Here is a 24,437-nt window from a genome sequence, read left to right as displayed (position 1 = left end):
CGGATTGTCGTGCTGGTGGGCGGTGTCAGCCGGGTCAGGCCACGCTTATCACTGGAAGAACGCTTGTCGGATCAGTGGGTGTTCGCGGGAAGGTCACGTTGGCGTAGGCGTACTTCACGCGGCGCAGCGCCTCCGGGCGCGCGCCGGCTGTGGGGGCCTCCCAGAGAAGGCATTCATGGGCCATCGTCCCCAGTACCCGCCAGCCGTCCCTGAAAGTCTGGAGGTTCGACGCCCCGGAGATGCGGTCCAGTTCGAAGCTGGGGACCTCGGCAATCCTGAGGCCCGCCCTCGCGGCCCTGACGATCAGCTCCGTCTCGATCTCGAATCCGTCGGATTCCAGTTGCAGGATGTCCAGGCACTCCCGCCGGAATGCGATGTAGCCGTAGCAGAGGTCCGAGTAGTTGCTGTGCAGAACCGCGTTGGCCAGTCCGGTCAGCGCACGGTTCCCTGTCCGCCGCAGCCACGTCAGGTCCTCGGACCCTCCTCCGGTGACGTACCGGGAACCCTTGACGAAGTCGTAGTCGTGCTGGAGTGGGGAGACGAACCAGCCGATCTCCTGGGGATCCATGCTTCCATCGGCGTCCAGCATGACGATGATGTCACCGGTTGCCGCAGCAAATCCTGACCGGAGTGCGACACCTTTGCCCTTACGCAGTTCATTGACCACGACGATATCGCTGCGCAGTGCCCGCGCCACCCCGACGGTATTGTCCGTGGAACGACCGTCGACAAGCACGACCTCGTCCACGTACAAAGGCATACGCCGAAGGACCCAAGGGATGTTCTGGGCCTCGTTCAAAGTTGGAATTACGACGCTTATCGACGCCCTCACCGGCGCTGCCGCGGGTTTGGAAAACGAAATCGAGGGCTGGATGGAAATAGACAAATGCCTCACCACTTCAGGGTGTGTAGATTACTTCGGCCTCTGGAACGCCCCGTTGTGGGTGCCAGTGACCCCCGAGCATATAGTCGACCAACCCGGGTAAACACCAGTAGCAGGTACTCGCTTTTATAGCGCTTCCTACTTGGGGAATTCCCCGGTATCGCAGGGGCTAGGGGTGGAGGAGTAACGCCGAGTGACCTGTTAGGTACAGAGGGGGATTGCCCCGCGAGCGCGTTAGGTAGAGGGGGTACGGGGCGAGGCCTCCGCGACCAGTCCAGCACCAGATCGAGCCGCTCGTAGAAGAAGCAGAGGTACCCGGCCAGTGCCGAAGCGTCGCCGAACGGCTCCGCGTAGGTCCACGCCCTGCCCTTGCACGGGCAGACGGTCCGGGTCGGGCTGGGAACCAGAGGCACCTCGACGCCGTCCGTACGGAAGTAGTAGCGCACCGGCAGCATGGTTTCGAGGGCAGGGAGCCGACACCACTCCGTCGCTGCCGGCCCGGCGCTAGTGCTTGCGCGTGAGCCACTTCCAGTGCGCCAGCGTGCGCAGGCGGATCAGCAGCACCCGCGACTGCTCGGGACCGTACGGCAGGATAGGGATGGCCTTCGTCACGTCCAGGGACGCCTCATCCATCGCGAGGCGGGTCACGCGGACGGCACTGCGCATCTTGTTCATCTGCGTGATGACCTCGGCCACCGCCACGGGATCACCGTGTCCGGGCACGAAGACGTCGTAGAGGTCCTCCAGCGCTACCATCTTGCCGAGCGTCCGCACCCAGTCGGTGGGGAACGAGTCCTCGAACGCCGGGTCGGCCCCCTCCTCGACGAGGTCTCCTGTGAAGAGGACGTTGCCCGCTCCGACCAGGAGGTCGTGGTCGGTGTGGCCCCGGCCGAGGTGGAACAGCGTCACGGATACGCCGCCGAGGTCCAGGTCCACGGGTGTCCCCTCGACCAGGCGGTTGGCAGGCAGGACGTCCGTCTGGGCGCCGTCGCCCACACCCATGGCCGGCTCGACGGCGGCGACCAGCGTCCGCTGCCCCTCACCGGTCTCTGCCTGCACCGCACTGCAGCGCGACGTCGCCCAGAACTCCTCGACGCCGCGCGAGGCGAAGTAGCTGTTGCCGAAGAAGTGGTCGGCATGGGCGTGCGTGTTGACGACGATCAGCGGCAGCCCCGTGATGTCCCGTACGTGCGCGAACACCTCGGCGGCACCGAGGGGGCCGGCACCGGTGTCGACGACGAGCGCCCGGTCCGCCCCGACGACGAGCCCGACGTTCATCCGGAACCCGGCGGTGCGCAGCACGTAGATGCCCTGCCCCACCTCCCGCCAGGGGGTGAGGTTCTCGGCAGCGGGGACAACGGTGATCATTGGATCCTCTCGGTGGCGGCAGGACTACCAGTCTAGGGCGGCGTCCGCCGGTTACCTCCGGCTCCGCCGAGGGAGTTCCGCAGGCGCCGGGAATCAGCCGACCGCGACCCCCGGCACCGGCCGGGGATGCTCGGGGATGCGGAACAGCGGCAGCGCGACATTGACCAGTGGCCCGATGAGCAGTGCGAAGGCCACCGTTCCGAGGCCCACCGATCCTCCGAGCAGCCAGCCGAGCAGCAGGACCGTACCCTCGATCGCCGTGCGGACAAGCCAGATCGGCAGACCGAAGCGGTCGTGGAGACCGGTCATGAGGCCGTCGCGGGGCCCAGGACCGAGCCGCGCACCGATGTAGAGCCCGCTAGCAGCGGCGAGCAGCACCAGTCCACCCGAGAACAGCAGGATCCGCGCCCACAGCGCGCCCGGCTCGGCCAGGAGCGCGAGGCCCACCTCGGCGCTCGGTCCCACGAGCAGAGCGTTCAGGATGGTCCCGATGCCCGGGCGCTGCCTGAGCGGTATCCAGAGCAGCAGGACGATCAAGCCGATGATGTTGGTCATGAAACCGAACGGGATCCCGGTCCGGAGGGAGCCTCCCTGGCTGAGGACGTCCCACGGAGACACCCCGAGCGTGGCCCGGATCATCATGGCGAGCGAGAATCCGTAGAGGAAGAGGCCGAGAAGGAGCTGCAGCCCGCGCCGGGCGCCGAGAAACGTCATTCCTCCAGTAGAGCCGCTGATTGGACTTACATCAAGATGCCAATCGTGGCATCGTGGCCCCATGATGGTTCTACCCGCCCGCCGCCTGGTCACGGAACTCGGCGCCTGGCGCTCCACCGGACCCGCCTACGTCGCCCTGGCGGACCGCATCCGGCTGCTCACCCTGGACGGCCGGATCCCCCTCGGCACGCGGCTGCCGGCGGAGCGCGAGCTCGCCGTACAGCTCGCCGTCAGCCGCACCCTGGTGGCCGCGTCCTATGCGCGACTCAGGTCCGCCGGCTACATCGAGAGCACGCGGGGTTCGGGAAGCGTCGTCGCCATGCCCGGACGCGGTGCCGGCCACGACGACGGCGGCGGCGCCGTCGTCCTCGACCTCAGCAAGGCGACCCTTCCGGCAGCGCCCCAGGTCGGCGAGGCCGCGGCCAGGGCGGCCGCGGAGCTTCCCGCCTACCTGAACGCGAGCGGCTACGACCCACACGGACTTCCGCGCCTGCGGCAGGCCCTCGCGGACCGGTACACGGCGCGCGGAGTCCCCACCGGTCCGCACCAGATCATGGTGACCCTCGGTGCGCAGCACGCCATCGCGCTCCTCGCGCGAACCCTGCTGAAGCGCACCGACACGGTGCTCGTGGAGGCGCCCAGCTACCCCCACGCGTACGAGGCCCTCCGGTCGGCCGGCCGGCGCCTCGTTCCCGTGGCCGTGGATGTGCACCGCGGCTGGGACGACGACGGACTCGACCAGGCCCTCCGGCGTGCGCAGCCGGCCCTGGCCTATGTCATGCCCGACTTCCACAACCCGACCGGCGCCGTCATGCCCGCCGAGCAGCGGCAGAGGCTGATGGGCGCAGCCGTGCGCCAGGACACGGTCGTCGTCGCCGATGAGACGATGGCCGAACTGCGCATCGACGGCGGTGCGGAACTCCCCCTTGCCGCCTACGGGCCGGCCGTCCTGATCGGATCCATGGGCAAGACGGTCTGGGGCGGGTTGCGCATCGGATGGATCCGCGCGGGTGAGGAGCTGATCCACCGGCTCGTCCAGTCCCGATACTCGCAGGATCTGGGGACACCGATCCTCGAGCAACTGATAGCACTCGAGATGCTCGGGAACTACGACGAACTGCTGCGGTTCCGCGCGGGCCAGCTGGCGGAAGGTCGCGGGAACCTCGAGTCGCTCCTGCGCGCGGTCCTGCCGGAGTGGGAGGTTCCGCACGTGACCGGTGGACTGTGCACGTGGGTCAACCTCGGTGCGCCTGTCAGTTCGCAGCTCGCCCTCGCGGCCCGGGACCGTGGCCTGCTGCTGGGAGCGGGGCCGCGCTTCGGCATCGGAGGGGTCTTCGAGCGCTTCCTCCGCGTCCCCTTCAGCTACCCGCTCGAGGACACGCGCCAGGCCGTCGACATCCTGTCCTCCGCCTGGCACTCGCTGGATCCGGGGGTGTCGGTCCACGACGACTTCGCCCCGGCGCTGGTGTAGGGCCCTCATTCCGTGGCACGTCGTTGCTGGAACTCATGGCGCTGGTTGTTCCGCTGACAAGCCGGCGGAGATGGCCTTGGCAATGTGTCTGGCCGCGGCCGTGCAGAAGATGAGCTGCCCGGGCACGCGAACGTCCATGCCGGGGTCTCCTTGCATCGCCGGCTGGAGGGTGCCTCCCCAGTAGACCCGCACGCCCGGGGGTGTAAGCCCCGGCAAGCTCGGCCCGTGGACGTCCGCCGTAGCGGACGCTCATTGCTCACCCGGGCGGACCGGGGGCCACCCCAGCTGACTCCCTCACCGGTTACACCCTGAATCTACCCCTGGTCGTGATCCTCCTGTTCTGACTGAACAGCTGGCCGATCTCCCTCATCCGGTCCTGCGGCGAGGGCGGCCAGGGACGCTGCCACGGAGTGATCCGGTTCCTCGAGGGGAGCAGTGTGGGCCCGGAGGATGAGGACCGATTTGTCCGCCACCTCGAGGTTCGTCCCGGCTGCCACGGTTGCTGTACCGACGATCGTGCCCGCCGTGTCCAGAGCCACTTCCCACTGCGGGGAGTATTCATCCGGCGGCAGCGTGAAGGTCACGGGCCGGTCGTGGGAGTTGAAGCACAGCAGGAAGTTCACGTCCGTGATGGGGCGTCCCCGCCAGTCCTTGCCGATCGAGGCCCCGTTGTAGAAGACCCCCAGGGCACGGGCGAGCGGCTGACCCCAATCGGAGGGCAGCATGGGTGCACCATCGGGGTTCAACCACACGATGTCAGGCAACGGCTGGCCTTGTTCCCGTTCGATCGGCCGTCCGCTGAAGAATCGGTTGCGCCGGAAGGTGGGGTGCTGGCGGCGCAGCCGGGAAAGCACCGCGACGAATTCACTCAGCGGCTTGTCGACGTGATCCCAGTTCACCCAGGTCAACTCGTTGTCCTGGCAGTACGCATTGTTGTTGCCCTCTTGGCTACGGCCCGACTCATCGCCGTGCACCAGCATCGGTACCCCCTGGGAGACCATCAGGGTGGCCAGGAGGTTTCGCTGCTGCCGGGCGCGGAGGGCCAGGATCTCGGCGTTGTCGGTGCGGCCTTCCACTCCGCAGTTCCAGGAGCGGTTGTGGGACTCCCCATCCTGATTGTTCTCGCCGTTGGCATGGTTGTGCTTCTCGTTGTAGGACACCAGGTCGCGCAGGGTGAAGCCGTCGTGGGCGGTGACGAAGTTGATCGAGGCGACCGGGCGGCGGCCTGAGGACTCGTAGAGGTCCGCTGATCCGGCAAGACGTGAGGCGAACTCTCCCAAGGTGGCCGGCGCTCCGCGCCAGAAGTCACGCACCGCATCCCGGAACTTGCCGTTCCATTCCGTCCACTGCGGCGGGAAGTTGCCCACCTGATAGCCGCCGGGTCCGACGTCCCACGGCTCGGCGATCAACTTCACCTGGGAGACGACCGGGTCCTGCTGCACCAGGTCGAAGAAACTGGCCAGCCGGTCCACCTCGTAGAACTCGCGAGCCAGCGCGGCGGCGAGATCGAAACGGAAGCCGTCCACGTGCATCTCGACCACCCAGTAGCGCAGGGAGTCCATGATCAGCTGCAGGGAGTGGGGATGGCGGACGTTCAGGGTATTCCCGGTGCCCGTGTAGTCCGTGTAGTACTGCCGGTCGCCTTCGACGAGCCGGTAGTAGGCAGAGTTGTCCAGGCCCTTGAACGACAGGGTGGGACCCAGGTGGTTGCCCTCCGCGGTGTGGTTGTACACCACGTCGAGGATCACCTCGATCCCGGCCTGGTGCAGGGACCGGACCATGGCCTTGAACTCCTGGACCTGCTGCCCCGGTTCCGGGGTCGAACTGTAGCCATTGTGCGGGGCGAAGAAGCCGATGCTGTTGTAACCCCAGTAGTTGGACAGCCCCCTCTCCAGCAACAGCCCGTCATGGACGAACTGATGGACCGGCATCAGTTCGATCGCGGTCACCCCGAGCTTCTGCAGATGCTCGATGACCGCCGGGTGAGCGACCCCGGCAAAGGTTCCCCGTTCCGCGGCCGGCACTTCGGGGTGCCGCATGGTCAGGCCCTTCACGTGAGCCTCGTAGATCACCGAGTCGTGATACGGGATCCGTGGGGGCCGGTCCCCCTGCCAGTCGAAGAACGGACTGATGACCACCGACCGCATGGTCGAGGCAGCCGAATCCTCCGCATTGAAGGATCCGGGATCACCGGGATCGTGGGAGAACACCGCCGGCCCCCAACGGACGTCTCCACTGATCGCCTTTGCATAGGGGTCCAGCAACAGCTTGGCGGGGTTGCACCGCGCACCCCGGAACGGGTCAAAAGGGCCCTCCACCCGGTATCCGTACCTCTGGCCCGGGATCACATGCGGCAGGTAGCAATGCCACACGAAAGCATCCACGGCCTCCAGCGGAATCCGGTACTCGGTGCCGGCCTCGTCGAACAGGCACAGATGCACGGCCGTGGCCGCTTCGCTGAACACCGCAAAATTCGTGCCGTTGCCGTCATAGGTCGCCCCTAGCGGATACGGGGTGCCTGCCCACACGTCCATGTTCGCCCTTCCTTCAGGAGCGGGAGAACGAACCTGTGCTTCCGTCAGCGCCTGGCATCGCCGACCCCTGCAGCGTCCCAGCATCGGAGAATCCACGCCCTTCCCTCGCTGGAACCCACCATATTCGAGCCTCCGTTCCCGGCGTGGAGAAATGCACCGGGATGAAGCCGTCACAAGTCCCGGGCCTGCTGTCAGTAATGGACTGCCACCGGAACCTGACGGAACATACCCGTCGTCCAGGTTGTTGTACAGAGTGATGACGACACCCCAGGAACTGGATCTGACCACTATCTCTCCCACGCGTCTGTGGGTTCCCCAACACGTCATGATTACCCGGGCTGCGGCGGACCTACCGCACACTGCCGAGATCATCAGGCGTTGCGAGCGTGCCGGGGTCGACGACATCCGGTTCCTGCCCGGAAATGCGCTCACGGGCCTCCGCGGTGCCAGTGAGCGCGAGACCTATGCGTCGGCGAAGAACACGCTCGCGGTCGTCGTAGCCCCTCCCAGTGCCCTCAAGCCGCAGCCGATCCCGCCGAGCGCTGATTGGCGGATCGACCTCGCGAAGGGTTGCCCCGCCCACTGCCAGTACTGTTACCTCGCCGGATCCCTGCAGGGGCCGCCCGTGACCCGCGTGTACGCCAATATCGACGATGTGCTGGATGGCATACGCACTCACGCCGGTAGGGGCTCCGTCACCCGCGGCACACTGGAGCGCGGGAACGAGGGTACGACCTTCGAGATGTCCTGCTACACCGACCCGCTCGGCATCGAGAGCGTCACCGGTTCGCTTGCCGCCGCCATCTCCCGCGTCGGTGCGGGTGAGTTCGGCAGCGACGTGCAGATGCGGTTCACGACGAAGTTCGACGACGTCGGTGAACTGGTGACTCTGGACCACGGGCGGCGGACGCGCGTCCGGTTCTCGGTCAACGCTGCAGAGGTGGCAAACCGCTTCGAGGGCGGAACCGCACGCATGCCGGCGCGCCTCGCCGCTCTCCGCGCGGTGGCGGCCGCCGGCTACCGGGTGGGCCTGACGATCGCCCCGATCATGCCGATCCCTGGCTGGCGAGAGCAGTACGGCGCGTTGCTGGATGACGTCTCCGGCGCGGTCGCCGGCATCGGTGACCTCGATCTCACGGCCGAGATCATCACGCACCGCTTCACCCCCGCTAGCAAGGAGGTGTTGCTGGGGTGGTACCCGAAGACCAAGCTCGAGATGGACGAGGATCTGCGGAGCCAGAAGCGTTCGAAATTCGGCGGAGTGAAGTACGTGTACCCGAAGCAGACCATGACGGAGATGCGGGAGTGGTTCACGGAGGAGCTCGAGCGGCGCCTGCCGGCTGCCCGGCTTCTCTACTGGACCTGATGCGCAAACACCGGCCCCGGTGGCTGAGCCGGGTCTCTGGTGGCACTCTGCAACCTGTGGTTGGATGTCCTTAGGTTACTTAGCAATCAGGCGGGTCGTGGCGCACAGTGTCGTGGGCCTCTGGTTGAACGTGGTGGTTCCTAGAAGGTCTCAGTCATATGCTCACTGCTCCGTTGCCAATTCTCTCGCCTCGTACGAGTCCGTCGGATCCATCTGCCCGCGCTGACACCGGCGGCCCGGTGTCAGTCGATGCGTTGCTGCTTCATGTCGCTGACGGTGATGTGCCGGCGTTCACCGCACTGTATGAGTGCACCTCCCGCCGCGTGTACGGGCTTGTGCGCAGGGTGCTGGTGGACGCGGAGCTGAGCGCCGAAACGACGCAGGACGTGTACCTCGCCCTCTGGCAGGGTGGAGCAGCCCGTTTCGATCCCGCCCTGGGCTCGGGGATGTCATGGATTCTGACGCTCGCGCACCGCCGCGCGGTGGACAGGGTCCGCGCCGAGGAATCCCACCGCGCGAGGGATCTGAACTGGGGCATCAGGAACCGGAATGTCGACTACGACCAGGTCGCCGACGCCGTCGTCCAGCGGACCGAGACCGACGCGGTCCGGGCGGGCCTGGGCATGCTCTCCGCAGTGCAGCGTGAGGCGATCGATCTCGCGTATTACGCGGGCATGACCTACGCCCAGGTCGCCGACCATCTGGGCATCCCCGTGCCGACGGCGAAGACCCGGATCCGCGACGGCATCAAACGCCTCAGCTCGTGCCTGCAGGAATCCGGTTGACCTCTCCTGAAGGGGATGTGGTACGTCACGCTGCCGGAGGGCGACCGTCGAGGTAGTCCGCGAGGTAGGGCGCCGTGACGCTCGTCCCCGAAGCGAGCGCGGCAACCTGCTGCGGAGTCCCGGTGGCGACGATCCGGCCACCGGCCGAGCCGCCGCCGGGACCGAGGTCGACCACCCAGTCGGCGGCGGCGACGACAGCCATGGTGTGCTCCACGACGACGACAGTGTTGCCGGCCTCCACCAGCTTCCGTAGCTGGGCGAGGAGCAGGACGACGTCCGCGGGATGCAGCCCCGTGGTCGGTTCGTCGAGCAGGTAGAGGGTGGAACCGCGCCGGGCACGCTGGAGTTCGGTAGCCAGTTTGATGCGCTGGGCCTCTCCTCCGGACAACTCGGTCGCAGGCTGGCCGAGCCGCAGGTAGCCGAGCCCGACCTCCCGAAGCGTGGCGAGGGAACGGGCCGCGCCCGGGACATCACCGAGGAAGCCTGCCGCTTGATCGACCGTCATCCCGAGGACATCGGCGATGGTGCGCCCTTTGAACCTCACCGACAGGGTTTCCTCGTTGTAGCGGGAGCCGTGGCAGGTGGGGCAGGGCCCGTAGCTTCCGGGCAGGAAGAGGAGCTCGACCGACACGAAGCCTTCGCCCTGGCAGGTCTCGCACCGGCCGCCCTGCACGTTGAAGGAGAACCGGCCCGCGCCGTAGCCCTCTGCCCTCGCGGCGGGGGTCGCTGCGAAGGCTTTCCGCACCGCGTCGAAGAGCCCGGTGTAGGTGGCGAGATTGGAGCGCGGTGTCCGGCCGATCGGCTTCTGGTCCACGCTGACCAGACGGTCGATGCATTCGAGCCCCCTGATGCGTCCGACGACGGTGGCCGCCCGGTCCGCGACGTCATCGGCCGGTTCGCCGTCGACCGGCGTGTCATCCCGCACGTGGGAACCGACGGCCTCCGCCAGGACCTTGCTCACGAGGGTGGACTTTCCGGAGCCGGAGACACCGGTCACTGCTGTCAGCACTCCCACCGGGATCTCCGCGTCCAGCCCCCGGAGGTTGTGGCGGTGGATCCCCTCGAGCCGCAACCACGCGGTCGGCGTCCGCACCTCGCCCTGCCCGTTCCGGGACGGCGCAGTCCCGGACAGGAAGGGTGCCGTCAGGGAATCGGGGACCTGCGCGAGCCCGTCGGCGGGCCCGCTGTAGATGATGGTGCCTCCACCCTCACCGGCGAGCGGTCCGACATCGACGATCCAGTCCGACCGTCGGACGACGTCCATGTTGTGCTCGACCACGAAGACCGTGTTCCCCGCATCCTTGAGGGCCTCCAGCACGGCGAGGAGCGGCTCGACGTCGGCAGGGTGCAGGCCCGCGGACGGCTCGTCGAGCACGTAGACCACGCCGAACAGGCCCGAACGGAGCTGCGTGGCGATGCGCAGCCGCTGCATCTCACCGGGTGAGAGCGTGGGCGTGGCCCGGTTGAGGCTCAGGTACCCCAGACCGAGGTCGACCAGGACGCCCAGCCGCTGCACGAGGTCCCTGCTGATGGTGACGGACACCTCCGTACCCTCGCCCGAGGAGGAGGACCGGTGCGCGGCTGCCGGATGCTGGATCGTCGCTGCGGGCTCGAGCCGGGCCGCCAGCTCCCCCAGCGGCAACGCGTTGGCGTCAGCGATCGAGAGCCCGCCGAATGTCACGGCGAGCGCCTCCGGGCGCAATCCGCTGCCTCCGCACACGCCGCAGGGCCCGGATTCCAGAAAGGGCAGGACGCGGTCGCGCATCTGCTGGCTCTTGGAGTCGTGCAGCGTGTGCAGCACGTAACTCTTCGCACTCCAGAACCGTCCCTTGTAGGGCTTGGCCACACGGTCCCGCTGGGGAGTCACCTCGACGACGGGCTGCTCCTCGGTGAACAGGAGCCAGGCCCGTGCTTCCTCCGGAAGGTCGCGCCAGGGGACGTCGATGTCGTGGCCGAGCTCGCTGACGACATCACGGAGGTTCTTGCCCTGCCAGGCACCGGGCCAGGCCGCGATGGCGCCTTCGCGGATCGTCAGGGACTCGTCGGGGACGAGCGTCTTCTCCGTCACGTCCCGGGCGATCCCGAGTCCGTGGCAGCGGGGACATGCTCCGGCGGCCGTGTTGGGCGAGAACGCGTCCGACTCCAGCCTGTCCGGAGCATCGGCCGGGTACGTCCCTGCCCGTGAGTACAGCATGCGGAGGGAGTTCGAGAGCGTGGTCAGGGTGCCGACGGTGGAGCGGACGCTCGGCGTGCCGCGGCGCTGCTGGAGGGCGACAGCGGGAGGAAGCCCGGTGATCGACCCGACATGCGGCGTGTGTCCCTGCTGGATCAGCCTGCGCGCATAGGGAGCGACGGATTCGAGGTACCGCCGCTGGGCTTCCGCGTAGATGGTCCCGAAGGCCAGCGAGGACTTCCCCGAGCCGGACACACCGGTGAAGGCGACGACGGCGTCCCTCGGGCAGTCGACGTCGATCCCGCGCAGGTTGTTCTCGCTCGCGCCGCGTACCCGGACGAACCCGTCCCGGACACTCGACAGCTCGGCAGGGGCGTCGTTCAACGATTCGATCACCAGTCCCACCCTACGGTCCTTCAACCGCACCGGAGTACGACCATCGGAGTACGGCCATCGGATGGCGGATCATAGGTCGCCTGGAATCGAAGCGGAAGGCGCCCGACGCCGGCGGATTCGCATCGACCGGCCGCTGTCCCGCTCCTAGGGTGGTGGAATGGCTGATATCAACGAAGAGTTCCCCACCCTGGACGACCTCAACCCCGACAACGACGCCCTGCCGCGCCCCTCCCGCCAGACACACGGGAAGGCCGACGACCACGTGGACGACGACGCCCTCGCCCTCGCCACCGAGCGCGAGGAAGTCGCTCTCGGCCTGAAGGACTACGTGCCGGACGACGTCCCGGACGCCACGGACCCGCTGCCCGAGGGCTCCGCGCCCGAGGCCGACCTGGCGCAGCGGGGATTGCTCGGCAACCCTGACGACGCCTGATACCGGACCGCTGGATACCCGTCGCCGCGGTCCCCGCCCGGAGGGCCGCGGTCACAGGTCGGCGAGCATCGCCCCCGGGTCCTCCATCGCGTCCGCGACGAAGCGCAGGAACCCACCCGCGGTGCCGCCGTCGCAGACGCGGTGGTCGAATGCGAGCGTCAGTTCGGTCACCTTGCGCACCGCGAGCTGCCCGTCCACGACCCAGGGACGATCGAGGATGCGGCCCAGGCCGAGGATCGCCGCCTCGGGATAGTTGATGATCGCCGCGCTGCCGTCGACGCCGAACACGCCGTAGTTGTTGAGGGTGAAGGTGCCCGAGGACAGGTCCGACGGGGAGGCCTTGCCGTCACGCGCGCTGGCGGCAAGGCGCCGGATCTCCGCGTCGAGCTCCCGGGCGGACAGGGTGTCCGCCCGACGGATGCTGGGCACGACGAGCCCCCGCTCCGTCTGCGCGGCGATCCCGAGGTTCACTCCGTCCACCCGCACCACCTCCTGGGTGCCGTCGCCGCCCGTCGCGATCCTGCTGTTCAACTCCGGGTACCGGGCGAGGCCGGCGACCACGAAACGGGCCACGAAGGCCAGGATGCCGGGGACCGCGTCGGGGGTGCGTCGCTTCATGCCCTCACGCAACTCGACGAGGGCCGTCACGTCGACGTCGACCCAGACCGTCGCCTCCGGGATCTCGCGCCTGCTGCGGGTCATCGCGTCGGCGATGGTTCGGCGGACTCCCCGGAGCGGTGTCCGCTCCAGCACGGCGAGCCCGGAGCGGGAGTCGAGCTCATGCAACTGTGCCGGAAGGATGCGGGAGTCCTCGCCCGATGACGGCTGGTCACCGGCCGATCGGACCGCACCGGATTGGTCCTCCGATCGCGCGAGGGCCTGCTCCACATCCCTGCGCAGGATGAGCCCCTCCTCCCCCGATCCGGAAATGGCATCCAGGCGGAGCCCGTGGTCCCGGGCCAGCCTGCGGACCAGCGGGGACACACAGAGAGGTGCGAGCCCGCGGGCCGCTGTCGTGGGAGCCGATGCCCTGGGAGCCGCCCCGGGGTCCATGTTGGCGGTCGGCCCGGTGGCAGGTGCGGATGCGGCTGGGCGGCCGCCCTTCCTGCGCGGACGGGTCCGCCCTCCGGTGAGGCCGCCGGGGGTCCCGTACCCGATCAGTACGTTTCCCGAACCCGCGCTGCCCGCGGGCCGGTCCTCCATCGCCCGGGCCGCCGGTGCGGGAACCCCCGCGTCCTCCCGCATTTCGACCGCCGCTTGCTCGACGGACTCCTGCGCGGACTCCTGCGCGGACTTTTCGCCGGTGGTCGCACCGGGAGCCGGTGAGTCGACACCCTCGGGGCGCACCGACAGGAACGGTGCCCCGACGGCCAGGACCTCCCCGGGCTTGCCGTGCAGGACGGCGACGGTGCCCGCGAAGGGCGACGGAACCTCGACGACAGCCTTGGCGGTCTCCACCTCGGCGACCGGCTGGTCGACAGCGACCTCATCGCCCTCGGCGACGAGCCAGGACACGAGCTCCGCCTCGGTCAGCCCCTCCCCGAGGTCGGGAAGGGCGAAGACCAGGAGCTTCGGGGTGATGGTCGGCACGCTCACGGTCAGTCCTCCCACTGCAGGTCGTCCACGGCGTCGAGGATGCGGTCGACGCTCGGCAGGTAGAAGTGTTCGAGCTTCGGGGAGGGGTACGGGATGTCGAAGCCCGTGACGCGGAGCACGGGTGCGGCGAGGGAATGGAAGCAGCGTTCCTGCACCCGCGCCACGATCTCCGAGGCGACCGAGGCGAACCCCGGGGCTTCGGCGACGACGACGGCGCGTCCGGTGCGTCGCACGCTCTCGCAGACGGTCTCGTCGTCGAACGGGACGATGGACCGGAGGTCGATGACCTCGATCGAGCGCCCCTCCTCGGCGGCAGCGGCAGCTGCTGCGAGAGCCGTCGGAACGGATGGGCCGTAGCTGATGAGGGTCGCGTCGGTTCCGGCACGGGCCACGACGGCGCGCCCGATGCGCCGGGGAGCCTGCCCGTCCTCGAAGGTACGTCGGAGCTCCGCGAGGTCGACGTCCTCCCGCGACCAGTACAGCTTCTTCGGTTCCAGGAACACCACCGGATCCGGGGACGCGATGGCCTCGCGCAGCAGGAAGTAGGCGTCGCGCACCGTCGCCGGAGCGAGCACCGTGAGGCCGGGTGTGTGCGCATAGTAGGCCTCGGACGAATCGCAGTGGTGCTCGACTCCGCCGATACCCCCGGCGTAGGGGATCCGGATGACGATCGGCAGGTGCACCGCGCCCCGCGTGCGGTTGCGCATCTTCGCGACATGGCTCACCACCTGCTCGAAGGCCGGGTAGGCGAAGGCGTCGAACTGCATCTCGACCACGGGCCTCATGCCGTTCATGGCCATCCCCACGGCCATCCCCACGATGCCCGCCTCGGCGAGCGGCGTATCGAAGCAGCGTTCCTCCCCGAACCTGGCGGTGAGGCCGTCAGTGATGCGGAAGACTCCGCCGAGCACGCCCACGTCCTCGCCGAACATCAGGACGGTCGGGTCGGCTTCCATCGCGTCCGCGAGCGCAGCATTGAGTGCCTGTGCGAAGGTCGAGGCGGCCTTGACCGGAACAGGCCGGGACCGGTGCGGGGAGCCCGCCGGGGGTGCTTCCGTGGTCTGCGTCATCGAAGTTCCCCCTCCGCCTGGTCCCCGGCTCCCGCTGATTCGGCCTCGGCATCCCGCGCCAGTTCCTCCCGCAGCTGCTCCGCCTGCTCGCGTAGCTGGGATGTCTTCTCGGCGTACACGTACTCGAACAGCTGTGCCGGGTCCACCTCGGCCTCCGTGTTCAATCCTCCGCGGATGGTGGCGGCAATCGAATCCGCCGCGTCGGACAGGGCGTGCTCGCCCTCGTCCGTGAGCAGGGTCAGCCCGCGCAGGTAGGTGCGCATCCGCAGGATCGGATCCCTGGGCACCCAGCGCTCGACGTCGTCGGCCGAGCGGTAGCGCGTGGCATCATCGGCGTTGGTATGGGCGTGCATCCGGTACGTGTGCGCCTCGATGAGCGAGGGTCCGCCGCCGTCGCGCGCGCGGTCCACCGCGGCTCCGAGCACGGCGAGGAGGGCAGCGAGGTCGTTGCCGTCGACGCGCTCGCCGGGCATCCCGTAGCCGATCGCCTTGTGCGCGAGCGAGGGAGCGACCGTCTGGTGATCGAGAGGAACGGAGATCGCGAACTCGTTGTTCTGGATGAGGAACACCACGGGGACGTGGAAGACGGCCGCGAAGTTCATCGCCTCATGGAAGTCACCCTCGCTGGTCGCCCCGTCCCCGCACATCGCCAGGACCACGGTGGACTCTCCGCGCAGCTTGGCCGCGTGGCCCACCCCGACGGCATGCAGCAGCTGGGTGGCGAGCGGCGTGGCCTGCGGTGCCACTCGATGCTCGTGCGGGTCGTAGCCGCCGTGCCAGTCGCCGCGCAGCAGGGAGAAGACCTGCAGCGGATCGATGCCACGGGTGATGACGGCGACGGTGTCGCGGTAGGTGGGGAAGAGCCAGTCCTCCCCGGCGAGGACGACGGCGGCGGCCACCTGGCAGGCCTCCTGGCCATGCGACGAGGGATAGACCGCCAGGCGCCCCTGCCGGACGAGGGCGTTGGCCTGGTCGTTGATGCGGCGGCCCGCGACGAGGTGTCCGTAGGCGCTGAGCAACAGCTCCCCATCGGGCAGCGGGTAGCGGTCGTCGTGCGTGTGGCATCCCTCCGGATCCACCAGCTGCACGGGCTTCGCCGACGGAAGCAGGGCGCTGTCCATGCTCTGCTGGGTTCCGCCGGCCGACGCCTCCATGCTTCCGCGCCCATTCGTTGCCGTACTCATCCCGCCTCCATCTTCGGCCGCCCGCGGCGGCTCTCCTACGATGCACCGGGCGGTAGCTCCGGCGCTGGATGCTGTGTAGGTCCAGTATGCGCAGGCGCCTCTTTTGTATCCATGGACTGCGGGAAGTGTGGATCATCGGGCGAAAAACGCACTTTTGTGTGGACGTATTGGTAGTGTGAGCTGCATTACATGAAGGAGTGTGGACACGTGGCGGATGGCAGCCTGGACGACGTCGATCGGAAGATCCTCGCCGAGCTCACGAGGGACGGCCGGCAGTCGGTCACCTCGGTGGCGGAGCGCGTGCACATCTCGCGCGCACACGCCTACTCACGGATCGCGAGGCTGACCGAGGACGGCGTCCTGACGCGGTTCACCGCGATCATCGATCATGCCAAGGCGGGGCTGCGGTCCTCCGCCTACGTCACGCTCAAGGTGCGGCAGGATTCGTGGCGGGAGCTCCGGGACAGCCTCCGGACCATCCCCGAGATCCACCACATCGCACTGGTGGGTGGCGACTTCGACGTGATCCTGCTGGTGCGGGCGGAAGACAATGTCGGGCTGCGACGCGTCATCTTCGACCAGTTGCAGTCGATGCCCGGCGTACTCGACACGCAGACGTTCCTCGTCTTCGAGGACCTCGACACGCGCTGACTCGTCACCGTCCTCGCGGTGCGAGAGCAGCGGAACTACGGCTTGGTCAGCCCTGACCTGGAATCCTCGAGGGAAGCCCGCAGCCACTCGTACGCGCTGGCTTCCGAGGTGAAGAAGCGGGTGGGATGAACGGCACGGCGGGCCCCGGCCGCCAGCACCTCGTCCATGGGCCCATCCCCCAGCAATGCCGCCGCGACCACGAGCGCCTCCGCGTTGAACGAAGCACGCGCACCGGGGTGAAGATCGACGATCTCGGTCATCTCGACGAGGATCGCGTAGGGGCGGCCACCCGAGAGCTGCCTGCTCATGGCGAGGACGGACAATGCGTCGTCGGGAGTTATCGCCACGCGCGCAGCCCAGGCGAGGTGCTGGAGGTCCGATGCCACCAACCGGACCGTAGCCCTTCCGCCTGCTGCCGCCAGGCTTTCCATGGTCCCCCTTCGGACGAGGCCTCGACGTCCGCGCTTGCCGCACTGCCGCGAAGTGCGCGCGATCACGCCGGATGTGCCAGAAGATATCATGACGACCGGTCCGGAGGGTGACGGCGGGTCAGCGCGAGTGGGCGAGGGGTGCGGCTCTGCGGGCTTCCGCCGCCTTGGCGGCCGCTTCCGTCGCCCTGGCCGCCTCGGCCGCTTCTGCGAGCTGCACGAGATGACGCAGGGCAGCGGCCGGTTCGGGATTCGAGCGTCCGGCGAGCTGCGCGTGCAGCCAGGCTGCCAGGCGCTTCTCTCCGGCCGACTGCGGCGACGTCAACGAGGGCAGGCGCCCCTCCTCCTCGAGGAAGTCGGCGATGCTCTCGACCTTCAGCCACACTGCACCGCTGTGGCTGCTGTCGCGCTGCTCCCGCTCCTGCAGCAGCCCTGCTTCCTGCAAGGCCAGTACGCGCCCGGCACCCAGCCTTCCGGCCCGTACCGACTTCCGCTGCTCCTCGAGCCAGAGGGCGAGCCGGTGCTCACCGGGCGAGGCTGCGCGACCGGAGGGTTCCCGACCTTCGGCGGCGACGAAGGCCGTCAGGGCCCTCAGCCGAACCTCCCAGGATGTCGTCGCCATGGAATGGCCTCTCGAAAGCAGGAATCGGACGATCAGTAGTGAGTTTACTGATAAGTATGCTTACCAACTACATCTGACCGGTTCATGACGTCGAAACAGCACGGCAGGCCGCCCGGGTCCAAGGGCCCGCCCGCCCTTCCGGGGTCACCGGACGCCGGAGCGGCAGTGGCAAGATGGGAGCCATGACCGCTGATGCCATCGCACTCGTTGTCCCCGTTCCGCCGCCGGCCAGGAAGGTGCCCCAGCCGCGCACGCACCACGGCGACACGTTCGTCGACTCCTACGAGTGGATGCGCGACAAGGAGAGCCCCGAGCTGATCGACTACCTCACGCGCGAGAACGAGTACACCGACGCCGTCACGCGCCACCAGGAACCGCTGCGGGAAGCGATCTTCGACGAGATCAGGGAACGGACGCAGGAGACCGACCTGTCGGTGCCGGCTCGCAAGAAGGGCTGGTGGTACTACTCGCGGACGGAGGAAGGGAAGCAGTACGGCATCCAGTGCCGGACTGCCGCGGAGGACACCGGCGACCTCAGCCGCGACTGGACGCCCCCCGAGGTCGTACCCGGCCGGCCCGTTCCGGGCGAGCAGATCCTGCTCGACGGCAATGAACTCGCCGAGGGCAAGCCGTTCTTCTCCCTCGGGGGCCTGTCCGTCACCGAGGACGGCACGCTGCTCGCCTACTGCGAGGACAATGCCGGCGACGAGCGGTTCACCCTGCGCATCAAGAACCTCGAGACGGGGGAACTCCTCCCCGACGAGGTGCCGAACATCTTCTACGGGCTGTCCTTCTCCCCCGACGGTACGCGCGTCTACTACACGGTCGTCGATGACGCCTGGCGCCCCTACCAGGTGCGTGTCCACACGCTGGGCACCCCGGTCGCGGACGACGTCGTGGTGTACCAGGAGGACGACGTCGCGATGTGGACCGGCTTCGAGGTCTCCGCCGACCGCACGCAGCTCCTCATCAGTATCGGATGCTCCGAGTACAGCGAGTACCGTGTCCTCGACCTCGCGAGGCCGGAGGACGGGCTGACCACGCTGATCTCCCGCGACGAGCACATCCTGTACGACGCCGAGCCCGTCACCATCGGCGGGGCGCCCCACTATCTGCTGACGCACGACCGCAACGCGAAGAACTCCATGGTGAGCCTCGTCGCCGCGGGCGAGTTCGCACGCCCGCTCGCGGAGCAGCAGTGGACCACGGTCATCTCGCACGACGACGCCGTCCGGGTGAATGGCGCCTCGGTCACGCGCACCCACCTCGTGCTGTCCGTGCGGAAGGACACCATCGAGCGCGTGCAGGTCCTCCCGCTCGCCGGGCTCGGGACGGCGGACCAGGAGCCGCCGACGGAACCGGACTTCGACGAGGAGCTCTTCTCGTGCAACCTCGCCAACGCGGAGTTCGACTCCCCGATCATCCGGCTGTCCTACACCTCCTACCTCACACCCCCGCGCGTCTACGACTACGTCCTCGAGGACGGCTCGCTGAAGCTACGCAAGGAGACGGAGGTGCGCGGCGGCTACGACCCCTCCTCCTATGTCGCCGAGCGGCAGTGGGCGCCGGCCGCGGACGGTACGCTGATCCCGCTCTCGGTCGTCCGCCGCGCAGAGCTCGTCCCGAACGGCACCCATCCCGCGGTCATCTACGCGTACGGCAGCTACGAGGTCAGCATGGATCCGGGCTTCTCCATCGCGCGGCTGTCCCTGCTGGACCGCGGCATCGTCTTCGTCACCGCGCACGTCCGCGGCGGCGGTGAGATGGGGCGCAGCTGGTACGACCAGGGCAAGAAACTCGCGAAGAAGAACACCTTCACCGACTTCGTCGATGCGACCACCTACCTCGGCGCCTCGGGCTGGGCGGATCCCGGGCGGATCGCTGCGATGGGCGGGTCCGCCGGCGGCCTCCTCATGGGCGCCGTCGCCAACCTCGCTCCCGAGAAGTACCGGGCGATCGTGGCACAGGTGCCGTTCGTGGACGCGCTCACCACCATCCTCGACCCGGAGCTGCCCCTCTCGGCGCTCGAATGGGAGGAATGGGGCAACCCGATCACCGACCCCGAGGTGTACCGCTACATGAAGGAGTACACCCCCTACGAGAACGTGCGGCCGGTGCCGTACCCGCGCATCGCGGCCGTCACGAGCTACAACGACACCAGGGTGCTCTACGTCGAACCGGCCAAGTGGGTGGCGCAACTCCGGGAGACGACCACGGGCAGCGAGCCGATCGTCCTGAAGACCGAGATGGACGGCGGCCACGGCGGGGCCAGCGGACGCTACTCGCGCTGGCGTGACGTCGCCTGGGACTACGCCTTCGCGGCGGATGCGGTGGGCGCCACGGAGGTGCTGGCACGTTCCACCAGCTCCGTGGAGTAGATCACCGGCTCCGGGTGCGAGCCCGGAGCCTCGATCTCCTCGAGGAGCATGGTCCCGGCCTTCACGGCCATCTCGACCATGGGCTGGGTGATGGTGGTCAGGGGCGTCGGGGCGGTCTCCGCCACGGCATGGTTGTCGTACCCCATCAGGGCGATGTCCCCGGGGACCGTCCTGCCGGCCGCCTGGATGACGTCCAGGACCCCGAGCGCCATGAGGTCCGAGGCCGCGAAGATCCCGTCGATGTCGGGGTGCTCGGCGAGCAGCCTGCGGGCCGCGGCCGCGGCGCCGTCGGTGGTGAAGTCGGCGTGGACCACCGGCCCTTCGGGCAGCCCTGCCTCGGCCAGGCCCTCCCGCCACCCGCGGAGGCGGTCGACGGCGGCTGTCATGTCCGCAGGACCCGCGACCGTCGCGAGACGTCGTCGCCCGATGCCCGCGAGGTGACGTGCGGCGAGGCGTCCGCCGCCCACGTTGTCGGTATCCACGTACGTGACGTCGAACGCCATGTCCCACGGACGCCCGATGAAGATGGTCGGCAGGCCGGTCTCGGCGAGTGACCTCGCCCAGGAGTCGGCCTTGTGGTGCGAGACGACGATGGCCCCGTCCACGTGCCCGCCCCGCAGGTAGCGCAGCGTGCGGGACGAGTCGTCGTCTGTCCTCGACATCAGCAGCACCAGCTGCACGTCGGTCTCGCGGAGCGCCTCCGTGATGCCGGTGATGACGACGGCGAAGAAGGGGTCCATCATGACGCGGACATCCGGCTCCGGGATGACCAGGGCGATGGAGGACGTCCGGCGGGTCACGAGGCTGCGGGCGGCCCGGTTCGGGATGTAGCCGAGGGCGACGACGGCGCGGTCCACCGCGGCCTGCGCCTCGGGGCTGACACGGTCCCCGCCGTTGATGGCACGCGACGCCGTGGACCGCGACACCCCGGCTGCCACGGCGAGATCCTCGAGCGTGGGGCTCGGGCGAACTGCTGCGTGCCGTAGCGACCGGGGCGGGGACGTGTTCATCACCTCGACAATACGACACCCGCGCTTCCGCCGTCAGTGGATGAGGCGGCCGACGGGAGGGCCGACGGGAGCGCATTGGAGGCCGCGACGCGTGCGTACCAGAGGGCGCTGGCCTTCGGAGTCCGCTCCTGCGTCCCGTAGTCCACGCGGACCAGCCCGAAGCGCTGGTGGTAGCCCCACGCCCACTCGAAGTTGTCCAGCAGGGACCAGGCCAGGTAGCCCCGGAGGTCCACGCCGTCGTCGATCGCGTCCTTCATGGCCCGGAGGTGGACGTCGAAGAATGCGAGGCGGTCCTGGTCGTCCACGAAGCCGGACCCATCGGGGACGTCGTCGTAGGCGGCGCCGTTCTCCGTGATGTAGATCGGGATGCCCGCAGGGCCGGTGTACTCGTCCTGCAGCCTGTTCAGCAGGCGGCGGAGACCGTCCGGCTGCACCTCCCAGTCCATGGCCGTGACCGGCAGGCCCCGTGGAACGGAGCGTACGCCGGAGGCGGCGACGTAGGGCGAGGAGACCGGGCGCTCGACGGGCGCGTGGCCCTCCTGCGGCGCCGCCTCGTCCGACGGCGTCTTCGTCACGGCCTCGCCGTGGTAGTAGTTGACGCCCAGCACGTCGATCGGGGTGCCGATGATCTCCAGGTCGCCCTTCCGGATGGAATCGGTCAGCCCCAGGTGCTCGACGTCCCGGAGCACGTCCTCCGGGTACGAGCCGCGCAGCACGGGGTCGAGGAAGATGCGGTTGAACTGGCCGTCGATGCGCCGGGCGGCGTCCCGGTCGTCCTCGCTGGAGGGGTCGAGGGGATCAGGGACGGTGAGGTTCAGGGTGATGCCGAGCGTGGCGTCCCCGTCCCGGCGGCGCAGTTCCTGGGTTGCCAGCCCGTGCGCGAGCAGCAGGTGGTGGGCGGCGGCGAGTGCCGCGGTCGGCTCCTGCCGTCCCGGCGCGTGCACGCCGGCCGCGTAGCCGAGGAACGCCGCGCACCAGGGTTCGTTGAGGGTCGTCCAGATCCGGACGCGGTCGCCGAGGGCCTCGTGCATCACCGCTGCGTACTCGGCGAAGCGGTAGGCGGTATCGCGGTTCGTCCAGCCGCCCTTGTCCTCGAGGGCCTGCGGCAGGTCCCAGTGGTAGAGGGTGAGCCACGGCGTGATGCCGGCCTGGAGGAGCTGGTCCACGAGGGTGGAGTAGAACCGGATCCCCTCGAGGTTGGGCGTCACTCCGTCCGGCATGCAGCGCGACCAGGACGTCGAGAAGCGGTAGGCCTGCAGGTTGAGGCTCTTCATGAGCTCCACGTCCTCCGCGGACCGGTGGTAGTGGTCGCAGGCGACGTCGCCGTTGTGCGCGTCGGCCACCGCTCCCGGGACGCGGGAGAACGTGTCCCAGATGGACGGTCCCCTGCCGCCTTCCCGGGCGGCGCCCTCGATCTGGTAGGCGGCTGTCGCCGCGCCCCAGAGGAAGCCCTCGGGGAAGGTTCGTTCGGTGCTGCTCATCCTTTGACTGCTCCTTGCATGATTCCTGAAACGAGTTGGCGTCCCGCGACCGCGAAGAGGAGCAGCAGCGGGATGGTGGAGAGAACCGCTCCGGCCAGCACGATCGAGTAATCGACGAAGTGCGCGGCCTGGAGCAGCTGCAGCGCCACCGGGAGTGTGGGGTTGGACGGATCCAGCACGATGAACGGCCAGAAGAAGTTGGTCCACGTGGCGACGAACGTGAACAGTGCGAGCATCGCCGCCGCCGGTCGGGCCGCTGGAAGGCCAACGTACCAGAACGCCTGGATCATGGAGGCGCCGTCGATCCGTACGGCCTCGATCAGCTCGTCCGGCAACGCGTCCCGCAGGTACTGCGTCATCCAGAAGACCCCGAAGGCCGTCACGACGCCCGGGACGATGACGGCCCAGAGCGAGCCGGTCCAGCCGAGCTTCGCCATGACGATGAACAGGGGCACCACACCCAGCTGGGTGGGTACGGCCATCGTGGCGACCACGAACACCAGCAGTACCTTGCTGCCCCGGAAGCGGAGCTTGGCGAAGGCGAAGCCGGCGAGGGTCGAGAACAGCACCACCGACGCCGCCGTGACCGTGGAGACGATGAAGCTGTTGCCGAGCGCCTTCCAGAACGGGATGCTGTCCAGCACGGTGGCGGCGTTGGCGAGGAAGTTGCCCCCGGGAAGCAGGGGTACGCCCTTGCTGATCACCGAGCTGTCGTGGCTGCCCACCAGGAAGGACCACCACAGCGGGAACACGGAGCCGAGGATCACCGCGCCGAGGAAGCCGTAGGTCAGGAACCCGGGGCGCCGCATGGTGCCGCCCGGAGCGCCGCGGCGCCTCGCGCCGAGCCCCCGCTGCGCCGCACGGGCGGCGCCCTTGCCTGCAGTCTGCTCGATCATGGGGATGGAGCTCATCGTCGGCCTCCCTGGCTTGCGATGCGGCGGGTGATGAGGAAGTTGGCCATCGCTATGAGGACGATGATCAGGAACAGGAGCCAGGCGACCGCCGAGGCCCTGCCGAAGTTGCGCTGGCCCCAGCCGAGCTCCCAGATGTACATGGTGAGCGTTTGCCATTGCCGGTCCGCGCCGCCGAGGCCCGCCTGGTCGAAGACCCTGGCCTCGTCGAAGATCTGGAGTCCGCCGATGGTGGCGGTGATGACCACGAAGATGATGGTCGGCCGCAGCATGGGGACGGTGACGGAGAAGAACTGCCGGAGGCGTCCGGCACCGTCGATGGTTGCCGCCTCGTAGACGTCCCGGGGGACGGCCTGCATGGCGGCGAGGAAGATGAGCGCGTTGTACCCGGTCCACCGGAAGTTCACCATCGTGGCGATGGCCGCGTGGCTCGCCAGGGACTCGGAGTGCCAGCGGACCGGGTCCAGCCCAATCCCCGTCAACAGCTCGTTGAACAGGCCTGCCTGGTCAGCGAAGAGGTTGTTGAAGATCAACCCGACGGCCACGGGGGCCACCACGAAGGGAACGAGGACGCCCATCCGCCAGAACGTCCTGGCCCTCAGGTTGGCGTCCAGCACCGCGGCGATGGCGATGGCGAGGACGACCTGCGGGATGGACGAGAGGAGGAAGATGCTGAACGTGTTCCCTACCGCATTCCAGAAGAACGGCTGCGCGAGCACGAACTCGTAGTTCTCCAGCCCCGTGAACTCGCCCTGGCCCCCGATGAGGTTCCAGGTGTGGAGCGAGACCCATGCCGTGTACAGCAGGGGGAACAGGCCCGTGATGGCGAAGAGCAGGAAGAACGGCGAGATGTAGAGGTACGGGGACAGCTTGACGTCCCACTTCGACACCTTCTGGGAGAGGGCCAGCCGCTTGACGTTCCTGTCGCGCGGCGGCCGCTGATGCGTATCGGGAGGAGGCTGGACCCGGTCCGTGACGGCCAT

The 24,437-nt window shown here is 68.5% G+C and carries 21 protein-coding genes; 6 read left to right on the top strand and 15 right to left on the bottom strand.

Annotated elements, in window-relative coordinates:
• Nucleotides 1–34 precede the first annotated feature (34 nt).
• The 4 genes from P5G52_RS06730 to yczE form a co-directional block, all read right to left on the bottom strand.
• On the bottom strand, nt 35–832 hold the full coding sequence (locus P5G52_RS06730) for a glycosyltransferase family 2 protein (RefSeq protein WP_301225851.1): 798 nt from the start codon (nt 830–832) through the stop codon (nt 35–37).
• Nucleotides 833–891: 59 nt separating this feature from the next.
• Nucleotides 892–1,338 (bottom strand): DUF427 domain-containing protein, encoded by a 447-nt coding sequence (locus P5G52_RS18290; RefSeq protein ID WP_363321869.1) that lies wholly within the window; start codon nt 1,336–1,338, stop codon nt 892–894.
• A 49-nt stretch (nt 1,339–1,387) separates the two neighbouring features.
• The gene (locus P5G52_RS06725) at nt 1,388–2,251 is read right to left on the bottom strand and encodes an MBL fold metallo-hydrolase (RefSeq protein WP_301225849.1); all 864 of its coding nucleotides are present in this window, start codon (nt 2,249–2,251) and stop codon (nt 1,388–1,390) included.
• Nucleotides 2,252–2,344: 93 nt separating this feature from the next.
• Nucleotides 2,345–2,965: a membrane protein YczE gene (gene yczE / locus P5G52_RS06720; RefSeq protein ID WP_301225847.1), complete on the bottom strand. Its 621-nt coding sequence runs from the start codon at nt 2,963–2,965 to the stop codon at nt 2,345–2,347.
• A 61-nt stretch (nt 2,966–3,026) separates the two neighbouring features.
• Between yczE and yczR the strand changes: the two genes are divergently transcribed.
• Nucleotides 3,027–4,436: a MocR-like transcription factor YczR gene (gene yczR, locus P5G52_RS06715; protein WP_301225845.1), complete on the top strand. Its 1,410-nt coding sequence runs from the start codon at nt 3,027–3,029 to the stop codon at nt 4,434–4,436.
• 314 nt (nt 4,437–4,750) lie between these two features.
• Here the strand turns inward: yczR and glgX are convergent, their stop codons facing one another.
• The gene (gene glgX, locus P5G52_RS06710) at nt 4,751–6,970 is read right to left on the bottom strand and encodes a glycogen debranching protein GlgX (protein WP_301225843.1); all 2,220 of its coding nucleotides are present in this window, start codon (nt 6,968–6,970) and stop codon (nt 4,751–4,753) included.
• Nucleotides 6,971–7,226: 256 nt separating this feature from the next.
• Here glgX and P5G52_RS06705 point away from each other — a divergent pair, with 256 nt between their 5' ends.
• Nucleotides 7,227–8,336 (top strand): spore photoproduct lyase family protein, encoded by a 1,110-nt coding sequence (locus P5G52_RS06705; RefSeq protein ID WP_301225841.1) that lies wholly within the window; start codon nt 7,227–7,229, stop codon nt 8,334–8,336.
• A gap of 158 nt (nt 8,337–8,494) precedes the next feature.
• Nucleotides 8,495–9,121, top strand: a complete 627-nt coding sequence (sigK, locus tag P5G52_RS06700) for an ECF RNA polymerase sigma factor SigK (protein ID WP_301225839.1) — start codon at nt 8,495–8,497, stop codon at nt 9,119–9,121.
• A 25-nt stretch (nt 9,122–9,146) separates the two neighbouring features.
• Here sigK and P5G52_RS06695 read toward each other — a convergent pair whose 3' ends face one another.
• Nucleotides 9,147–11,690 (bottom strand): excinuclease ABC subunit UvrA, encoded by a 2,544-nt coding sequence (locus P5G52_RS06695; protein ID WP_301225837.1) that lies wholly within the window; start codon nt 11,688–11,690, stop codon nt 9,147–9,149.
• 157 nt (nt 11,691–11,847) lie between these two features.
• Between P5G52_RS06695 and P5G52_RS06690 the strand changes: the two genes are divergently transcribed.
• Nucleotides 11,848–12,123, top strand: coding sequence for a hypothetical protein (locus P5G52_RS06690; RefSeq protein WP_301225835.1), 276 nt, complete (start codon nt 11,848–11,850; stop codon nt 12,121–12,123).
• Between the two features lie 51 nt (nt 12,124–12,174).
• On the opposite strand, the gene P5G52_RS06685 is transcribed toward P5G52_RS06690, so the two are convergent.
• The 3 genes from P5G52_RS06685 to P5G52_RS06675 are packed head-to-tail and all read right to left on the bottom strand — an operon-like array spanning nt 12,175 to nt 15,973.
• Nucleotides 12,175–13,719 (bottom strand): dihydrolipoamide acetyltransferase family protein, encoded by a 1,545-nt coding sequence (locus P5G52_RS06685; protein ID WP_301225833.1) that lies wholly within the window; start codon nt 13,717–13,719, stop codon nt 12,175–12,177.
• A 2-nt stretch (nt 13,720–13,721) separates the two neighbouring features.
• On the bottom strand, nt 13,722–14,789 hold the full coding sequence (locus tag P5G52_RS06680; RefSeq protein ID WP_301225831.1) for an alpha-ketoacid dehydrogenase subunit beta: 1,068 nt from the start codon (nt 14,787–14,789) through the stop codon (nt 13,722–13,724).
• A complete protein-coding gene (locus tag P5G52_RS06675; protein ID WP_435868651.1) occupies nt 14,786–15,973 on the bottom strand; it encodes a thiamine pyrophosphate-dependent enzyme in 1,188 nt (395 codons plus the stop codon). The genes P5G52_RS06680 and P5G52_RS06675 overlap by 4 nt, the downstream gene beginning before the upstream one ends.
• A 207-nt stretch (nt 15,974–16,180) precedes the next feature.
• Between P5G52_RS06675 and P5G52_RS06670 the strand changes: the two genes are divergently transcribed.
• Entirely contained in the window at nt 16,181–16,624 is a 444-nt protein-coding gene (locus P5G52_RS06670) for an Lrp/AsnC family transcriptional regulator (RefSeq protein ID WP_301225829.1), read from the top strand.
• Nucleotides 16,625–16,659: 35 nt separating this feature from the next.
• Here the strand turns inward: P5G52_RS06670 and P5G52_RS06665 are convergent, their stop codons facing one another.
• A complete protein-coding gene (locus tag P5G52_RS06665) occupies nt 16,660–17,010 on the bottom strand; it encodes a DUF7793 family protein (protein WP_301225827.1) in 351 nt (116 codons plus the stop codon).
• A 163-nt stretch (nt 17,011–17,173) separates the two neighbouring features.
• Nucleotides 17,174–17,674 carry a helicase associated domain-containing protein gene (locus P5G52_RS06660; RefSeq protein WP_301225825.1) on the bottom strand — a complete coding sequence of 167 codons (501 nt, stop codon included), beginning with the start codon at nt 17,672–17,674 and terminating at the stop codon, nt 17,174–17,176.
• Nucleotides 17,675–17,856: 182 nt separating this feature from the next.
• On the opposite strand from P5G52_RS06660, the gene P5G52_RS06655 reads away from it, so the two are divergent.
• Nucleotides 17,857–20,052 carry a S9 family peptidase gene (locus P5G52_RS06655; RefSeq protein ID WP_301225823.1) on the top strand — a complete coding sequence of 732 codons (2,196 nt, stop codon included), beginning with the start codon at nt 17,857–17,859 and terminating at the stop codon, nt 20,050–20,052.
• Here the strand turns inward: P5G52_RS06655 and P5G52_RS06650 are convergent.
• From P5G52_RS06650 to P5G52_RS06635, 4 genes are read right to left on the bottom strand one after another with little or no spacing between them, the layout of a single operon-like run.
• A complete protein-coding gene (locus P5G52_RS06650) occupies nt 19,983–21,062 on the bottom strand; it encodes a LacI family DNA-binding transcriptional regulator (protein WP_301225821.1) in 1,080 nt (359 codons plus the stop codon). The two genes, P5G52_RS06655 and P5G52_RS06650, sit on opposite strands and share 70 nt — an antisense overlap.
• Nucleotides 21,062–22,543 carry a GH1 family beta-glucosidase gene (locus P5G52_RS06645; protein WP_301225819.1) on the bottom strand — a complete coding sequence of 494 codons (1,482 nt, stop codon included), beginning with the start codon at nt 22,541–22,543 and terminating at the stop codon, nt 21,062–21,064. The genes P5G52_RS06650 and P5G52_RS06645 overlap by 1 nt, the downstream gene beginning before the upstream one ends.
• Complete coding sequence (locus tag P5G52_RS06640) at nt 22,540–23,454, bottom strand: carbohydrate ABC transporter permease (protein WP_301225817.1); 915 nt, start codon at nt 23,452–23,454, stop codon at nt 22,540–22,542. The genes P5G52_RS06645 and P5G52_RS06640 overlap by 4 nt, the downstream gene beginning before the upstream one ends.
• Complete coding sequence (locus tag P5G52_RS06635; RefSeq protein WP_301225815.1) at nt 23,451–24,437, bottom strand: carbohydrate ABC transporter permease; 987 nt, start codon at nt 24,435–24,437, stop codon at nt 23,451–23,453. The genes P5G52_RS06640 and P5G52_RS06635 overlap by 4 nt, the downstream gene beginning before the upstream one ends.

Origin of the sequence: Arthrobacter burdickii (assembly GCF_030433645.1) — a bacterium.
In the GTDB taxonomy this organism is placed as follows: Bacteria; Actinomycetota; Actinomycetes; order Actinomycetales; family Micrococcaceae; genus Arthrobacter_D; species Arthrobacter_D burdickii.
This window is presented reverse-complemented; position numbering and strand designations above follow the sequence as displayed.

What these genes read in the sequence shown, in the direction of transcription:
- P5G52_RS18290 (WP_363321869.1), bottom strand. Translation starts at nt 1,338, where the DNA reads ATGCTGCCGGTGCGCTACTACTTCCGTACGGACGGCGTCGAGGTGCCT.
- P5G52_RS06725 (WP_301225849.1), bottom strand. Translation starts at nt 2,251, where the DNA reads ATGATCACCGTTGTCCCCGCTGCCGAGAACCTCACCCCCTGGCGGGAG.
- yczE (WP_301225847.1), bottom strand. Translation starts at nt 2,965, where the DNA reads ATGACGTTTCTCGGCGCCCGGCGCGGGCTGCAGCTCCTTCTCGGCCTC.
- yczR (WP_301225845.1), top strand. Translation starts at nt 3,027, where the DNA reads ATGATGGTTCTACCCGCCCGCCGCCTGGTCACGGAACTCGGCGCCTGG.
- glgX (WP_301225843.1), bottom strand. Translation starts at nt 6,970, where the DNA reads ATGGACGTGTGGGCAGGCACCCCGTATCCGCTAGGGGCGACCTATGAC.
- P5G52_RS06705 (WP_301225841.1), top strand. Translation starts at nt 7,227, where the DNA reads ATGACGACACCCCAGGAACTGGATCTGACCACTATCTCTCCCACGCGT.
- sigK (WP_301225839.1), top strand. Translation starts at nt 8,495, where the DNA reads ATGCTCACTGCTCCGTTGCCAATTCTCTCGCCTCGTACGAGTCCGTCG.
- P5G52_RS06690 (WP_301225835.1), top strand. Translation starts at nt 11,848, where the DNA reads ATGGCTGATATCAACGAAGAGTTCCCCACCCTGGACGACCTCAACCCC.
- P5G52_RS06680 (WP_301225831.1), bottom strand. Translation starts at nt 14,789, where the DNA reads ATGACGCAGACCACGGAAGCACCCCCGGCGGGCTCCCCGCACCGGTCC.
- P5G52_RS06675 (WP_435868651.1), bottom strand. Translation starts at nt 15,973, where the DNA reads ATGAGTACGGCAACGAATGGGCGCGGAAGCATGGAGGCGTCGGCCGGC.
- P5G52_RS06660 (WP_301225825.1), bottom strand. Translation starts at nt 17,674, where the DNA reads ATGGCGACGACATCCTGGGAGGTTCGGCTGAGGGCCCTGACGGCCTTC.
- P5G52_RS06655 (WP_301225823.1), top strand. Translation starts at nt 17,857, where the DNA reads ATGACCGCTGATGCCATCGCACTCGTTGTCCCCGTTCCGCCGCCGGCC.
- P5G52_RS06650 (WP_301225821.1), bottom strand. Translation starts at nt 21,062, where the DNA reads ATGAACACGTCCCCGCCCCGGTCGCTACGGCACGCAGCAGTTCGCCCG.
- P5G52_RS06645 (WP_301225819.1), bottom strand. Translation starts at nt 22,543, where the DNA reads ATGAGCAGCACCGAACGAACCTTCCCCGAGGGCTTCCTCTGGGGCGCG.
- P5G52_RS06640 (WP_301225817.1), bottom strand. Translation starts at nt 23,454, where the DNA reads ATGAGCTCCATCCCCATGATCGAGCAGACTGCAGGCAAGGGCGCCGCC.
- P5G52_RS06635 (WP_301225815.1), bottom strand. Translation starts at nt 24,437, where the DNA reads ATGGCCGTCACGGACCGGGTCCAGCCTCCTCCCGATACGCATCAGCGG.